At 71.9% G+C, this 13,738-nt stretch carries 12 protein-coding genes, 1 tRNA gene and 1 pseudogene; 8 read left to right on the top strand and 6 right to left on the bottom strand.

The window, feature by feature from the left end:
- Positions 1-115: 115 nt before the first annotated feature.
- The gene (budA, locus tag AC6CQV_RS09325; RefSeq protein ID WP_060960113.1) at positions 116-847 is read right to left on the bottom strand and encodes an acetolactate decarboxylase; all 732 of its coding nucleotides are present in this window, start codon (positions 845-847) and stop codon (positions 116-118) included.
- Positions 848-891: 44 nt separating this feature from the next.
- Positions 892-2,649, bottom strand: a complete 1,758-nt coding sequence (alsS, locus tag AC6CQV_RS09320; protein WP_061782286.1) for an acetolactate synthase AlsS — start codon at positions 2,647-2,649, stop codon at positions 892-894.
- 107 nt (positions 2,650-2,756) lie between these two features.
- On the opposite strand from alsS, the gene AC6CQV_RS09315 reads away from it, so the two are divergent.
- Both AC6CQV_RS09315 and poxB read left to right on the top strand, forming a co-directional pair.
- Positions 2,757-3,680: a LysR family transcriptional regulator gene (locus AC6CQV_RS09315; RefSeq protein ID WP_498259308.1), complete on the top strand. Its 924-nt coding sequence runs from the start codon at positions 2,757-2,759 to the stop codon at positions 3,678-3,680.
- Positions 3,681-4,116: 436 nt separating this feature from the next.
- Complete coding sequence (poxB, locus tag AC6CQV_RS09310; protein ID WP_492491104.1) at positions 4,117-5,856, top strand: ubiquinone-dependent pyruvate dehydrogenase; 1,740 nt, start codon at positions 4,117-4,119, stop codon at positions 5,854-5,856.
- On the opposite strand, the gene AC6CQV_RS09305 is transcribed toward poxB, so the two are convergent.
- Positions 5,738-6,784, bottom strand: a complete 1,047-nt coding sequence (locus AC6CQV_RS09305) for a DMT family transporter (RefSeq protein ID WP_498259307.1) — start codon at positions 6,782-6,784, stop codon at positions 5,738-5,740. The genes poxB and AC6CQV_RS09305 overlap by 119 nt on opposite strands.
- A gap of 71 nt (positions 6,785-6,855) precedes the next feature.
- Here AC6CQV_RS09305 and AC6CQV_RS09300 point away from each other — a divergent pair, with 71 nt between their 5' ends.
- The 6 genes and pseudogenes from AC6CQV_RS09300 to AC6CQV_RS09275 all read left to right on the top strand — a co-directional run bounded on the left by AC6CQV_RS09300 (position 6,856) and on the right by AC6CQV_RS09275 (position 11,784).
- Entirely contained in the window at positions 6,856-7,752 is an 897-nt protein-coding gene (locus tag AC6CQV_RS09300) for a LysR family transcriptional regulator (RefSeq protein ID WP_205282541.1), read from the top strand.
- Positions 7,753-7,812: 60 nt separating this feature from the next.
- Positions 7,813-8,031, top strand: coding sequence for a PLDc N-terminal domain-containing protein (locus tag AC6CQV_RS09295; RefSeq protein ID WP_205282542.1), 219 nt, complete (start codon positions 7,813-7,815; stop codon positions 8,029-8,031).
- Positions 8,032-8,125: 94 nt separating this feature from the next.
- Entirely contained in the window at positions 8,126-10,537 is a 2,412-nt protein-coding gene (locus AC6CQV_RS09290) for an acyltransferase family protein (RefSeq protein ID WP_498259306.1), read from the top strand.
- A 13-nt stretch (positions 10,538-10,550) separates the two neighbouring features.
- Positions 10,551-10,625, top strand: a tRNA-Arg gene (locus AC6CQV_RS09285).
- Positions 10,626-10,872: 247 nt separating this feature from the next.
- A pseudogene (locus AC6CQV_RS09280) lies at positions 10,873-10,941 on the top strand (DUF2510 domain-containing protein); the annotation flags it as partial.
- Between the two features lie 81 nt (positions 10,942-11,022).
- Positions 11,023-11,784 carry a G5 domain-containing protein gene (locus AC6CQV_RS09275; protein ID WP_498260695.1) on the top strand — a complete coding sequence of 254 codons (762 nt, stop codon included), beginning with the start codon at positions 11,023-11,025 and terminating at the stop codon, positions 11,782-11,784.
- A gap of 40 nt (positions 11,785-11,824) precedes the next feature.
- Here AC6CQV_RS09275 and AC6CQV_RS09270 read toward each other — a convergent pair whose 3' ends face one another.
- The 3 genes from AC6CQV_RS09270 to AC6CQV_RS09260 all read right to left on the bottom strand — a co-directional run bounded on the left by AC6CQV_RS09270 (position 11,825) and on the right by AC6CQV_RS09260 (position 13,728).
- Positions 11,825-12,397 (bottom strand): hypothetical protein, encoded by a 573-nt coding sequence (locus AC6CQV_RS09270; RefSeq protein WP_498259305.1) that lies wholly within the window; start codon positions 12,395-12,397, stop codon positions 11,825-11,827.
- A 108-nt stretch (positions 12,398-12,505) separates the two neighbouring features.
- Entirely contained in the window at positions 12,506-12,904 is a 399-nt protein-coding gene (locus AC6CQV_RS09265; protein WP_498259304.1) for an ester cyclase, read from the bottom strand.
- 44 nt (positions 12,905-12,948) lie between these two features.
- Positions 12,949-13,728 carry an SDR family NAD(P)-dependent oxidoreductase gene (locus AC6CQV_RS09260; RefSeq protein WP_498259303.1) on the bottom strand — a complete coding sequence of 260 codons (780 nt, stop codon included), beginning with the start codon at positions 13,726-13,728 and terminating at the stop codon, positions 12,949-12,951.
- Positions 13,729-13,738: the final 10 nt, after the last annotated feature.

Genomic DNA, 13,738 nt, shown 5'->3' with positions numbered 1-13,738 from the left:
CACCGAGCCGCTATCCTCCGGCCGAGCCGCCATGCTTTGGACTGCCCGCGACATAGCGGCTCGGCCACAGCATGGCGGCTCGCCGGAACGGGGCGCGCGGCGCGGGGTCGCGGGGTCAGGGGAGGGGAGCGTGCTGCTCGGTCTTCGCGAGCTGGGCGGCCAGGTCCTCGGGGGCGAGGGCGGCCTCGCGGAACTCCGTCGTCAACGGCAGGCGCAGATGCAGGTCGGTGCACAGGCACAGCTCGACCGTGCCGTGCTCGAGGGTGAAGTCGAGCACGTGGCCGCCGCGGGTGCGTCCGTCGTCGATGAAGTGCGCGTGGCATCCGGGCACGCCGATGCCCTGCTCGTACAGAGGCGTGCGGAAGGCGACGATCGTGCCGTCGACGTCGTCGAACTCGAGCACGGCGTCGTCGTCGGTCGCCTCCGTCATGGGGCGGTACGGCTTCTGCTGCCGGGTGACCGTCCGCGCCGTCACGCGGTGGAACCGCCCGGTGATGCGCAGCGCGTACATGTAGTTGGCCGAGGCGGTGATCGCATCGATCGCGGCCGAGGCCTCCGCGCGCGTGGCCCCGTCGGGCAGCGAGCGGGTGATCGTGGGGACGAAGTCGGTCACCACCGCATACGGCGTGGCGGAGTCGGCGGATGCCGCGGCCGCCGTGCCGTCGCCGCGCAGCCGGTACGCGACACCGTCGACGACGACCATCTCTCCGTCGAGGGCGTTGAACGTGCCGATGCCGAAGTCGCCGTGGCCGAGCAGCTCGCCGACGGTCATGTCGTCTTCGTAGATGCCGTCCAGCAGCGCGGCCATCAGGCTCGTCTGGAAAAGGGTGTGGCGTTCGGCGCTCATGCGCGGTCCTTTCGGGACGGGAGGCGAAGAGGAGGAGGGGGAGGTCACAGCAGCACGTCGGCGAGGAGGTCGCCGCCGAGACGGCGGAGGTTGTCGCGGTAGTCGACGGGCACGTCGATGACGGACGGCCCGGGCTCGGCGAGGGCCGCGACGATCGTCGGGACGAGATCCTCGACCCGGGTCACGCGATGTCCGTGCGCCCCGAACGACTCGGCGAAGGCCACGACGTCGTAGGCGCCGAGCTCCACGGCCGCGGTGCGCCCGTACTTCTCGACCTGCTGGAACGCCACCATGTCGTACGCCGAGTCGTTGAAGACGATGTGCGTGAAGCTCGCCCCGACCCGCACCGCGGTCTCCAGCTCGACGGCGGAGTAGAGGAAGCCGCCGTCGCCCGAGACGGAGAGCACCGGGTCGCCCGCGTCGGCGAGACTCGCCGCGATCGCCCACGGGAGAGCCACCCCCAGCGTCTGCTGCCCGTTCGAGAACATCAACGAGCGCGGCCGGTAGGTGCGGAAGTGGCGCGCCATGTACAGGTAGTTCGACCCCACGTCGCAGAGCACGGTGGCCTCGTCGGGCAGGGCGGCGCGGATGCCGGCGACCACCGCGACCGGATCGAGACCGAACGCGTCGTCGTGGTGCGGGTCGCCGAGGTCGGTGTTCTCCGCCAGCCGCGTGCGTTCGCGTTCGACGATGACCGCCGTCGCCGCATCGCGCTGCGGGATGCCGCCGCGCGTGTGCAGCGCGCGCGTCAGATCGGTGAGCGTGGTGGCCAGGTCGCCGAGGAGCTCGACGTCCGGCCGGTAGTCGTTGTCGATGTCGGCCGCGACGGTGTCCACGTGCACGATCCGGCGTTCCTTGCCGAGGTTCCACTCGGCGGGCACGAACTCCACCGGGTCGTAGCCGAGCGTCAGCACGAGATCGGCGTGGTGCAGAAGGACGTCGCCCGGCTGGTTGCGGGCGAAGCCGACGCGGCCCAGGTAGTGGTCCTCGAGGTCGCGCGAGATGATCCCTGCGGCCTGGAACGTCTCGACCACCGGCAGGCCCGTCGCGCGCAGCAGCGCGTGCAGCGCGTCGACCGTGCGCGGGTCGCCGCTACGCGCCCCCGCCAGCACGACCGGGAACCGCGCCTCGCGCAGCAGCGCCGCGGCCCGGTCGACGGAGTCGGCGGCCGCCCCGCCCACCGCCGCCGGCACGATCGGCTCGGTGAAGCCGACGGCGGTCGTCGCGGTCGACACGTCGTAGGGGAGCACGACGGCCGCCGCGCCGCGCGGCTCCCGCGTGGCGGCGCGGAACGCGTTGACGATCGCTTCGGCGACGTTGTCGGCCGCGGTGACCTCGGCGGCCGAGACGGTCACCGTCTGCAGCATGCCGACGGCATCCATCGCCTGATGGGCCCGCTTGAGGTGCTGCGACCGTGAGACGGCGCCGCAGATCGCGACGACGGGGTCGCCCTCGGTCGTCGCCGTCAGCAGTCCCGTCGCGAGGTTCGCCGTGCCGGGCCCGCTCGTGACGAGGACGACGCCCGGGATGCCGGTGAGACGCCCCACCGCGGCGGCCATGAAGACGGCGTTCTGCTCGGTGCGGCAGGTGATCAACTGCGGTGCGCCGGCGACGCCCTGTACGGCGGCGAGGGCGTCGAAGACGGGGTCGATCTTGGCGCCCGGGACGCCGAACACCCAGCGCACGCCGTGGGCGCGCAGCACCTCGACGACACGGTCGGCGGCACGGGTCCCGACGGGCGGGGCGGTGACGGCGGCGGTGGCAGCCGCTGGGGACGGGGCGAGGACCGGCGCGATGCTCATGACTCCATGCTCCGCCCGGCGAGCGGTGCGAGGAAGACGGCGTTCGCGATGCGACTCATCTGCTGCGCAGATGATTTCGGGCTGCACGGAGGGAGGATGATCGAGATATGGATGTGCGTCACCTCTCCGTGTTCGTCGCGGTCGCGCAGGAGTTGAGCTTCACGCGCGCCGCCGATCGCCTGCTGCTGGCGCAGTCGGCGGTCTCGACGACCGTGCGCGATCTCGAACGCGAACTGGGGGTCGAGCTGTTCGACCGTTCGCATCGGCAGATCCGCCTGACGGGTGCGGGTGAGGAGCTGCTGACCCGCGCGCAGCAGGTCCTCGAGCAGGTGCGCGAGCTCGGGGAAGCCGTCGCGGCGGCGGCCACCGAACTGCGCGGCGCCGTCACCATGGGGCTCATGACGGGGGTCGACCTCGTCGACGTTCCGGGGCTGCTGGGTCGCTATCACGAGCGGCATCCGGCCGTCGCGGTGCAACTGCGGGCGACCGGGCTCGGCTCGACGGGCCTGGTGGCGCAGTTGGAGAGGGGTGAGATCGACGTGGCGCTCCTCTCCGTCGTTGACGGGCTTCCCGCGACCCTGCGGGGCGAGGTCGTCGCCTCGTCGCCGTACGTGCTCGTCGTGCCGGACGGCCACCCCGCGGCAGACCGCGACCGCGTCGCTCTCGGCGAGCTGGAGGGGGAGAGCTTCATCGACCTCCCGCCCGGTTACGGCTCGCGACGCATCGTCGACGACGCGTTCGCCCACGCCGGAGTGTCGCGACGTGTGCTCATCGAGGTCGCCGATCTCTCGACGGCGGCGACCTACGTGCCGCAGGGCCTCGGTCTGGCCATCGTGCCGGAGTTCGCGGCGGACGCGGCATCCGCGAGGGCGTCGGCGGCGCACCGCGGTCGGATGCCGGTGCGCACCGTGCCGCTGGACGGCGCCGTACCCGCGTTCGCCGTCTCGCTCGCGTGGGCGCGGCGACGTCCGCTCAGCTCCGCCGCGCAGGCGCTCGTCGAGCTCTTGCGCAGCGAGCTGCTCCCCGCGTGAGGCCGCCACGCGCGGGTGGCGGGGGTGGGGCGTTTCGACTCGGGCCTGGGGCCCTCGCTCAACGACCGGGAGGTGGTGGCCTGCGGGTGGCGGGGGTGGGGCGTTTCGACTCGGGCCTGGGGCCCTCGCTCAACGACCGGGAGGCGGTGACGCGCGGGTGGCGGGGGTGAGGCGTTTCGACTCGGGCCTGTGGCCCCCGCTCAACGACCGGGAGGTGGTGACGCGCGGACGGCGGGGGTGAGGCGTTTCGACTCGGGCCTGTGGCCCTCGCTCAACGACCGGGCAGCGGTGACGCGCGGGTGGCGGGGGTGGGGCGTTTCGACTCGGGCCTGTGGCCCTCGCTCAACGACCGGGAGGCGGCCAGGTCCCAGCGGGCGCGCACGTTTCGACCGACGTCGAGGCCCGCCGTGCCGACAAGCGGCGTAGCGTCGAGGGCATGGCGAATGTTGCGGACTTCTTCATCAAGACTCTCAAGCGTGCCGGCGTCACCCGCATCTGGGGGCTCCCCGGCGACTCGCTCAACGCGTTCACCGACGCGCTGCGCCGCGACAGCGCCGGCGACGCGATCCGCTGGATGCACATGCGCCACGAGGAGGCCGCGGCCTTCGCCGCCGGCGCCGAGGCCGAGCTCACCGGCGAGCTCGCCGTGGTCGCGGGCTCGTGCGGTCCGGGCAACCTGCACTTCATCAACGGCCTGTTCGACGCGAACCGCAACCGCGTGCCGCTGCTGGCGATCGCATCCCACATCCCTTCGGCCGAGATCGGCAGCACCTACTTCCAGGAGACGCACCCGCAGGAGCTGTTCCGCGAATGCAGCGTCTACACCGAGCTCGTCGCCGACCCGTCCCAGCTGCCGTGGGTGCTGGAGATCGCCATGCGCACCGCGGTCGAGAAGCGCGGGGTCGCGGTGGTGGTCGTCCCCGGCGACGTGTTCTTCGCCGACGCGCCCGACCGCCGTCCCACCGCCCCGATCCGGGCGACGGGCTCGACCGTGCTGCCCGCGGCATCCGCCCTGGCCGCCACCGCGACGGCGCTCAACGACGCGAAGAAGGTGACGATCCTCGCCGGATCGGGTGTCGCCGGCGCGCACGACGAGGTGCTGGCCCTCGCCGAGGCGCTCCAGGCGCCGATCGTGCACGCCCTGCGCGGCAAGGAGCACATCGAGTGGGACAACCCGCACGACGTCGGGATGACGGGACTGCTGGGCTTCGCCTCGGGCTACAAGGCGATGGAGTCGTGCGACACGCTCCTGATGCTCGGCACCGATTTCCCGTACCGGCAGTTCTACCCGTCGAAGGCGACGGTCATCCAGGTGGACGTCCGCGGCGAGCAGCTGGGGCGGCGCACGCCCATCGACGTCGGCCTCGTCGGCGGGGTGAAGGAGACGGCGAACGCGCTGCTGCCGCTGCTGCAGCGGGACCGCTCCTCGTCGCACCTCGAGGAGAGCGTCGCGCACTACCGCAAGACCCGCGAGCGGCTGGACGATCTCGCCATCGACGACGGCAAGGCGCCCGTGCGGCCCGAGTACGTCGCCCGCGTCATCGACGAGCTCGCCGCCGAGGATGCCGTGTTCACGGCCGATGTCGGAAGCCCGGTGATCTGGGCCGCGCGCTATCTGCGCATGAACGGGCGCCGGCGGCTCATCGGTTCCTTCGCCCACGGGTCGATGGCCAACGCCATGCCGCAGGCGCTCGGAGCGCAGGGTGTCGACCGGTCGCGTCAGGTGATCGCGCTCGCCGGGGACGGCGGCCTCGCGATGCTGCTGGGCGATCTGCTGTCGATCCGCCAGAACGACCTGCCGGTGAAGATCGTGGTCTTCAACAACTCCTCGCTGAACTTCGTCGAGCTGGAGATGAAGGCCGCCGGCATCGTGAACTTCGGCACCGGGCTCGAGAACCCGAGCTTCGCGGCGATCGCGGAGGCGATGGGCATCACCGGCATCCGCGTCGAGAAGGCGAGCGAGCTGCGCGGCGCCGTCGCGCAGGCCCTCGCCGTCGACGGGCCGGTGCTGATCGACGTGGTCACCGCCCGGCAGGAGCTCGCGATCCCGCCCGCGATCACGCTCGCTCAGGCGAAGGGGTTCTCGCTGTGGGCGCTGCGGACGGTGCTGTCGGGTCGGGGCGACGAGCTGATCGACCTCGCCGAGACCAACGTGTGGCGCCGTCTGTTCCACTGACCGCTCGGGCGGTGCGGTGCGGCTCACCCGCCGCCTCGCGGCGACCGAGGCGGTGGCGGCGCTCGATCGCCTGACCCGCGTAGCTGGCGGCGACGATGAGGGCCGCGCCGCCGATGCCGACGACCCCGATCGCCTCCCCGCCGAGGGCCACGCCCACGACGAGCGCCCACACCGGCTCGGTGCCCATGAGCATGCTCGCCCGCGCGGCGGAGGTGCGCCGCACCGCCCACAGCTGCACGACGAACGCGAAGACCGAGCAGAGCAGACCGAGGAAGACGACGTCGGCGACGGCCGCGGCATCCAGCGCGCCGACCGCGCGGGGCAGCGCCGGGCCCGCGAGGAGGGTGAACACGGCGCTGCCGACGACCAGCTGCACGAACACGACGCCGAGCGAGCCGTCGGCGCGTGAACGCGTGAGGTGGCCGCTCGCGGTGACGTGCACGGCGCGGACCACGGCGGCCGCGATGACGAGCAGGTCACCGGCGGTGGGTGGGCGGATGCCGTCGCCGGAGACGAGCAGGGCGACGCCGACGACGGCGGCGACGGCCGCGACGAAGTAGGAGCGCGGCAGCCAGACCCGCGAGACGATCCCCTCGAGCGCGGGCGTCATCACGAGGGCCAGGCTGATGAGCAGGCCCGCATTGGTCGCCGAGGTCAGGCTCACTCCCCAGGTCTCCAGGCCGATGATCGCGGCCTGCGAGATGCCGAGGATCACGGCGATGAGCAGGCCGCGTCCGCGGGGCAGGCGCTGTCGCGCGAGCAGGCACAGGATGCCGGCGCCCGCCGCGGCGAGGAGGAAGCGCAGCGCGTTGGCGCTCGGGACGCCGGTGACGGCGATGAGGTCCTTGGCGGCGAGGAAGCTCGCGCCCCACACGACGGCGACGGCGAGGAGGGCGAGGTCGACGAGGAGGTCGGCGCGCCGTGTCATGGAGTCAGAGTGGCAGCATCCGGCGTGAAGAACATCGGGCAATGTCTTCATCGATGTGTTAGAGATTGCTTATGGATCCGATGCGGCTGCGGCTGCTCCGCGAGCTCGGCGACCGGGGGAGCGTGACCGCGGTCGCCGCCGCGCTGCACGTCAGTGCGTCGGCCGTGTCGCAGCAGCTGGCGATCCTGCAGGCGGACGTCCCGGTGCCGCTCACCGTGAAGCAGGGGCGCACGCTCGTGCTCACGGATGCCGGGCGCGCGCTGGCCGCAGCGGGGATGCGGGTGGAGGAAGCCCTGGTGCTCGCGCGGGAGAGCGTCGGCGCCTACCTGGCGCACGACCGGACGCCGGTGCGCGTCTCGGCGTTCCACAGCGCGGGCGTCGCCCTGTTCGGACCGCTGCTGGCCGCGGTCGGCGGCGATGCCGTCGCATTCGCCGACGCGGATGTCGCACGGGAGGACTTCGCCGGTCTCACCGCCGATCACGATCTGGTGATCGCGCACCGGCTCGCCCACGATCCGCCCTGGCCGCGCGAGCGGGTGCGGGTCACGCCGCTGTTCGCCGAGCCCCTCGACGTCGCCCTTCCCGCGGCCCATCCGTTGGCGGCCCGAGACGCGATCACCCCCGCGGAGCTGCGCGGTCAGACGTGGATCTCGACCCATGACGGTTTCCCGCTTGCCGGGGTGCTCCATGCCATCGCCGCGGTCGGCGGCGAGCCTCCCGTGATCGGTCACCGGGTCAACGAGTTCTTCGTCGCGGCCCAGATCGTGCGTGCGGGTGCGGCGATCGCGATCATGCCGCGCTACACCGCCCGGGCCCTCGCGACGGAGGGCATGGTGCTGCGCCCGGTCGCCGGGCTCGCGCTGGTGCGCCACGTCGACGTGCTCGCTCGTCCCGACGCGCTCGCCCGCGCGGCGGTCCGCCGCGTGCTCGGTGCGCTCGCCGACATCGCCGCCGATCTCGCACGGTGAGATTGCGGGATTTCGGGCCGACCCCGTGAGTTCCGTCGCCGTGTCAGGCATGCTGGGGGCATGGTGGTCTCCGGCTGGCACGTCCTGATCCTGATCGCGGTGCTCGCGGGCATCGCGTTGTTCATCGCGGCCGTCGTCAGCATCGCCTCGTCGGCGGCGACGAGCCTGGAGAAGACGCTCTGGATCCTCGTCACACTGATGTTCCCGCTCATGGGTCCGATCGTGTGGTTCGCCGTCGGGCGGCGTTCGATCGTCGCCAATCCCGCCGAGCGACGTTGAGCGGTGTCGAGCGGCGGATCACGGTCCTGCGCCGTCGCAGTGGGAGCGCTCCCTTAGGCTGAGTCCAGCCCCCTTCCCGTCCCCGGTCTCCTCCGTGCCTCTACGTCGCGACATCCAAGGTCTGCGCGCGCTCGCCGTGCTGGCCGTCATCGGCGCGCACGCCGCCGGCTGGCCGCGAGGCGGGTTCGCCGGTGTCGACGTGTTCTTCGTGATCTCCGGTTTCGTCATCACCGGGATGCTGCTGCACGAGCAGCGGGAGACGGGCCGCATCCGGTTGGCGCGCTTCTACGGCCGGCGCGTCCGGCGGCTGCTGCCGGCCGCGCTCGTCACGGTCGGGGCGGTCGTCGGTGCCGCGTTCGCCCTCTTCGGTCGTGCGCGGGCCGAACAGGTGCTGTGGGACGGTGTCTCGGCGCTGCTGCTGGTGTCGAACTGGCGGTTCACGCAGCAGGGCACCGACTACTTCCATGCGGGCGATGCCGTGTCGCCGCTGCAGAACTTCTGGTCGCTGTCGGTCGAGGAGCAGTTCTACCTCGTGTGGCCCGGCCTTCTCATCGTGTCGCTGCTGTTCGTGCCCGCCGTCGCGCGCCGCGGCCGGGCGGTCGCCGCGGTGGTGGGGGCGTGGGCGGTCGTCGTGATCGCGGCATCCTTCGGCTGGGCGCTGCTGCAGGGGGCGTCGGCGCCGACGGCGGCGTACTTCTCGACAGCGACCCGGGCGTGGGAGTTCGCTCTGGGCGCCCTGCTCGCCGCCGGGGTGCCGGTGCTGCGTCGGATTCCCGCGGCCGCCGCGGCCCTGCTGGCCTGGATCGGCGTCGCCGGTGTCGTCGCATCGCTCCTGCTCATCGACCCCGCGAGTGTGGGCTTTCCCGGACCGTGGGCTGCCGCGCCGACGGCCGCGACCGCGCTGGCGCTCGCCGGCGGCGTCGCCGCATCGCCGCGGGCGCTGTTCCCGTGGACCAACCCGCTGGCGGTCGTCGTCGGCAACGCCTCGTACTCGCTCTATCTGTGGCATTTCCCCGTGGTCGTGTTCGCCGCCGCCCTACTTCCGGCGTCGCCCTGGTCGCTGCCGCTCACCCTCGCGATCGTCGCCGTGGTGGGTTTCGCGTCGTACGCGATCGTGGAGCAGCCGCTGCGCTACGCGCCGTTCCTGGGCGGCCGGGTTCCCGTGGCGGATGCGGGCGCGGGCGCTGACGCGGCGCCGGACGTGGGACTGGATGCCGCGCCGGCGACGGCCGGTCGAGTGGCGCCGGCTGCCCCCGCTCCGCGCACCCCCGAGATCGCGACGCGCCGGCCCGCGGGGTGGCAGCCGGGCACCCGCTACTACCCGGGCGGCGCGCGTATGGGGGCCGAGGCTGCCGCACCGGGCGCGGAGGCGGTGCCGGCGGCATCCGTCGTCGAGGCGATCGTCGAGGAGCGGCTTCCGCAGTCGCAACCCGTCGTCCCGGCGCCGCCGGTCCTCGAGGCCGCCGGGGCGGTGGTGAGCGTTGCTCCGATGGTGGCCTGGCGGGAGCGGTTCCGCACGCAGGTGTCGCTCGCGACCGCGGGGCTGGTCGCCGCGGCGCTGCTGCTCGTGCTCGCCGTGCAGGTGCAGCAGCCGCGTCCGGTTCCGCCGAGCGCCGACGCGGCGCAGGCGGCGCCCGCGATCGACGACCCGACGGCTGCGCTGCAGGCAGACCTGGCCGCCGCGGTGTCGGCGACGACCTGGCCGGAGCTGCATCCGTCGCTCGATGAGGTGATGGCCCAGTCGTCGGGGGCCAACCCGGCGCACGACTGCTTCGCGCCGACGCCGCTGCCGGATGCCGCGGCGTGCACGTGGGGGAGCGGCGACGCGCCGCGCCACCTCTACCTCGTGGGCGACTCGACGGCGATGGCCTACGCGCCGGCGCTGAAGGCGCTCGCCGAGGAGAGCGGGGGCGCGATCCGCGTCACCACCGTGGGGCTCTACGGATGCCGGTTCACGGACGTCTTGGTGCAGAACGACGACCCCGCGGTGATGCAGGCGTGCACGCAGCGGAAGAACGACGTCGCGGCGATGATCGCGGCCGACCAGCCCGAGACGGTGCTCGTCTCGAACGCGTACACGCTGGGCCGCACCGCCGACGGGCGCGACCTCAGCGCGGCGGAGCTCACCGCCGCCGAGGCCGCGGAGATGGCACGCTACGGGATGCCGGGGCGCATCGTCTATCTCGAGGCTCCGCCGGAGGGCGCCCCGCTCGGCAATTGCTACACGCGCCTCGGCTCGCCCTACGCCTGTGCGACGAGCATCACGCCGACCTGGCGCGACATGCAGGCGGCGACGACCGCCGCGGTGGCGTCGTCCGGTGATCGCGTGGTGGATGCCTTGGCCTTCACCTGCTGGCAGGATGTGTGCCCGGCGTTCGCGGGGACGCTGCCCATCCGCTACGACCAGACCCATCTGACCGTCGCCTACTCCGCACACCTCGCGCCGTACCTGCGGTGGGCGCTGGATGGGGGCGGCGGGGCCGGTGCCGCGGCGCCGCCCGGGTAGAATCGACGCGCCAGCCTCTGTAGCTCAGTGGAAGAGCCACTCCGTCCTAAGGAGCGGGTCGGGGGTTCGAATCCCTCCAGGGGCACCACAGTATTCCCCCTATTTCGTGTTCCGTTTTGCGGCCATCCCTCTCAGAATCGCTCCTGCTGGCAGATGAAACGCGATGAGCACCCCTATCGGATTGTAGTGGAGGGCGCCCTCCTCGCAGGGGAGCATTTCCGCGGTGCCTGATGTGTCAGGAGATCCCGGGAATACATCCGGCCAGCGCCGGTTTCCGCCACGGCGTCGGAACATTAGAGTCTTCTCATCTGCTTGGTGCTCGACGAGGAGTGTGAATGCCCGACATCATGCCTGGGTGGTATCAGGACCCCTCGGGCTCCGAACAGCTGCGGTGGTGGGATGGTCGCCAGTGGACCGCACACGTCGCTCCGTCATCGGCGTCGACCCCGTCGACCTCGGGAGTGCGCCGAACGATGCGACCGTGGATGTGGATTCTCATCGGGCTGGGGATGCTGCTGGTTTCTGTGTTCTTGGCCCCGCTGGCGGCCTTGATATCTCTTGCCGTTCTGGTCACCGCGATCGTAGGCCTGAGTCGAGGGTCCCGTACCTGGCTGCGGCTGCGATCACGCAGGGCCGCCGTCGGCGCCGCGGCTGGCGCAGCCCTCGTCTTGGTGCTTTCGGGGGCGGTCAATGCGGCGGGCACCCTCAATGCTCCACCGCAGCACATCGATTCCGGTGCGCACGGATTTGTTGCCGCCACGCCTTCACGCTCTGCCGGAACGGCGACATCAACTCCCACACCCACTCCCACGGCGATCGTTCGCGAAGAGGTTGTAGAGGAGGCGATTCCCTTCGACCGAGCGTCCATCGAGGATGCCAATATCGCTCGTGGACAGACCGCCATAACGACGACCGGACAGGATGGCAAACGCACGCTGACCTATCGAGTCACCTCGGTCGATGGAGTTGAAACGGCACGCGAACTGGTTTCGGACGTCGTCACGTTGGCTGCCGTGACGGAGGTGACGGTCGTCGGTACCTACGACCCGCCACCACCACCCCCAGCCGCAGCGGCGAGTGACTGCGACCCGAATTACGCGGACGCGTGCGTGCCGATTGCCAGTGACGTCGACTGCGCGTGGGGAAGCGGCAACGGACCCGCCTACTTCGACGGCGTCGCGCGTGTCGTCGGTCGCGACGTCTACGACCTCGACCGTGACGGCGATGGCCTGGCCTGTGAACGCTGAGCCGGCCCGCATCCGCATCGCGAGCGCGTCAACTCACTTCTCAGGGCGCTGCGGCGGTCGTCGGAGTCCAGGTCGGTGTCGGGAGCACGGCGAGTCCGGTGGGTTGAGGCCACCGATTCAGGCACGCGTATCCCGGCGGGCAGGGGTCCCGAACGCAGGCCGCTGCGGCCGGACCCCCGCTGTTCACCCACTCGGAGTGATCGAAGTCGGACACGTCGATGAGTGCTGAGAATTCGTGGTCACCCTGGGAGTCGGCCGCACGGATGGTGGCTGCGAACTGATCGCCGAGCGCTGCGGCCACCTCCTGTTCGCTGCGAGGCCCGATGGTGACCTGAAGGCCCGCGGGTGCCGCACCCACCGCGAACTCGAACCCCTCCGGAACGGTGGCGGATCCGGCGGCTGACCAGACGAGAGTGGCGCTGTCGTCGTCCTCGCCGTCCATCCGTTCGAGCGTGATGGAGGAGATCGTCACGGGAAGGCACATGCGAACGATCGTCGCCCCGTCCGCCCGCGCGAAGAAGACGGGGTCCGCGGCCCAGCTGTCACACCCGGCGAGCGAGACGACGGCGGCGGCGCACGTCACCACAGCCGCCAGACGAGCCAGAAGGTGCACTCTCCGATCCTGCTCATGACCGCACGCGGTGCGCACCGGCATCGACGCAATCGTTATGAGTCCGTCGCTTCTCGCCGGCCCGCAGGCGATGTCGTCGACGACGCCGCGTCACGCCGCCAGCTGCGCCGCGACGGTGGCGGAGTCGATGAAGACGCGCTCGGCCACGACGCGGCCGTGGTCGTCGAAGGTGACCACCGCGATCATCTCGAGGTCGATGACGCGTCCGGTGGCGGCGAACCCGCCGTAGACGCCGTCGTGGGTTCCGTCGAATCGCACCAGCATCGCGCCGGTGTCGCCCTCCTGTCCGAGCGGGGTGATCGTGGCGCGCAGATCGCTGAACGCGCCGAAGAGCGCCTCTTCTCGTTCCTGCAGGGCGTGCAGCCCGCTCTGCGCACCGGTCAGGGGGGAGTGGTAGGCGGCGGGCTCCGCCCACAGTGCGACGACGGCGGCCGGGTCGTGCGCGTTGACCGCGGCGGCAGCGGCGCGGGCGAACTCGTGGATGTGCATGGTGATCTCCTTCGATCGGGGTGAGGATGCCGGGGACCGGCGGTTCAGGGACGGACGGAACGTTCCGCGAGCGTGAGGGACAGCCGCTCGGGAAGTCGCGGGGCGAGCCAGGAGACGAGCGCGTTGCCGCGGCCGTCGACCACCGAGGGGCGGCCGCGGCGCAGGGCGTGCAGGGCCGTCTCGACGACCTGCTCGGGTGTGCGGCGGGCGCCGACGGAGGCCGCGTCGCCGGCTGTCGCGAAGAACGCGGTGTCGGTGGCGCCGGGGCAGAGGGCCAGCACGTCCACGCCGGTGCCGCGGGTCTCGCGCCACAGGGCGCGGGTGAAGGTGAGCACATACGCCTTCGAGGCGGAGTAGACGGCCATGTGGGGGACGGGCTGGAAGCCCGCGGTGCTCGCGACGTTGATGATCGTGCCCCGGCCCCGCGCGAGCATCGGCGGGAGCAGCAGCGCCGAGAGCGCGGTGAGGCTGTTGACGTTGACCGCGATCTGCGTGGTCGCCGAGCTCAGCGGCTGCGTCGCCACGTCACCGTGGATGCCGAGCCCGGCATTGTTGACGAGGGCGTCGACGGCGATCTGCTCGCGCTCGAGGCGGGCGACGAGCTCCTGCGCGGCATCCGGGCGGTCGAGGTCGTGCGCCATGACGGTCACGGACACCGCATGCCGTGCCCGGAGGTCGGCGGCGAGCTCGTCGAGCACGTCGGCGCGACGCGCGACGAGGATGAGGTCGCTGCCGAGGGCGGCGAAGCGGTGGGCGAACGAGCGCCCGATTCCGGAGGAGGCTCCGGTGATCAGGGCGGTGGTCCCTGCGGTGATGGTGCGCACGATTCTCCTA

Source organism: Microbacterium sp. EG9, assembly GCF_059759475.1.
The sequence above is the reverse complement of the archived record's forward strand: the minus strand, read 5'-3'. Positions and strand labels throughout refer to the sequence as shown.

Bases quoted from the DNA above. Each gene is read 5' to 3' on its own strand.
- AC6CQV_RS09315 (WP_498259308.1), top strand. From the start codon at position 2,757: ATGGATGTGCGTCACCTCTCCGTGTTCGTCGCGGTCGCGCAGGAGTTG.
- budA (WP_060960113.1), bottom strand. From the start codon at position 847: ATGAGCGCCGAACGCCACACCCTTTTCCAGACGAGCCTGATGGCCGCG.
- poxB (WP_492491104.1), top strand. From the start codon at position 4,117: ATGGCGAATGTTGCGGACTTCTTCATCAAGACTCTCAAGCGTGCCGGC.
- alsS (WP_061782286.1), bottom strand. From the start codon at position 2,649: ATGAGCATCGCGCCGGTCCTCGCCCCGTCCCCAGCGGCTGCCACCGCC.
- AC6CQV_RS09265 (WP_498259304.1), bottom strand. From the start codon at position 12,904: ATGCACATCCACGAGTTCGCCCGCGCCGCTGCCGCCGCGGTCAACGCG.
- AC6CQV_RS09295 (WP_205282542.1), top strand. From the start codon at position 7,813: ATGGTGGTCTCCGGCTGGCACGTCCTGATCCTGATCGCGGTGCTCGCG.
- AC6CQV_RS09300 (WP_205282541.1), top strand. From the start codon at position 6,856: ATGGATCCGATGCGGCTGCGGCTGCTCCGCGAGCTCGGCGACCGGGGG.
- AC6CQV_RS09275 (WP_498260695.1), top strand. From the start codon at position 11,023: ATGTGGATTCTCATCGGGCTGGGGATGCTGCTGGTTTCTGTGTTCTTG.
- AC6CQV_RS09305 (WP_498259307.1), bottom strand. From the start codon at position 6,784: ATGACACGGCGCGCCGACCTCCTCGTCGACCTCGCCCTCCTCGCCGTC.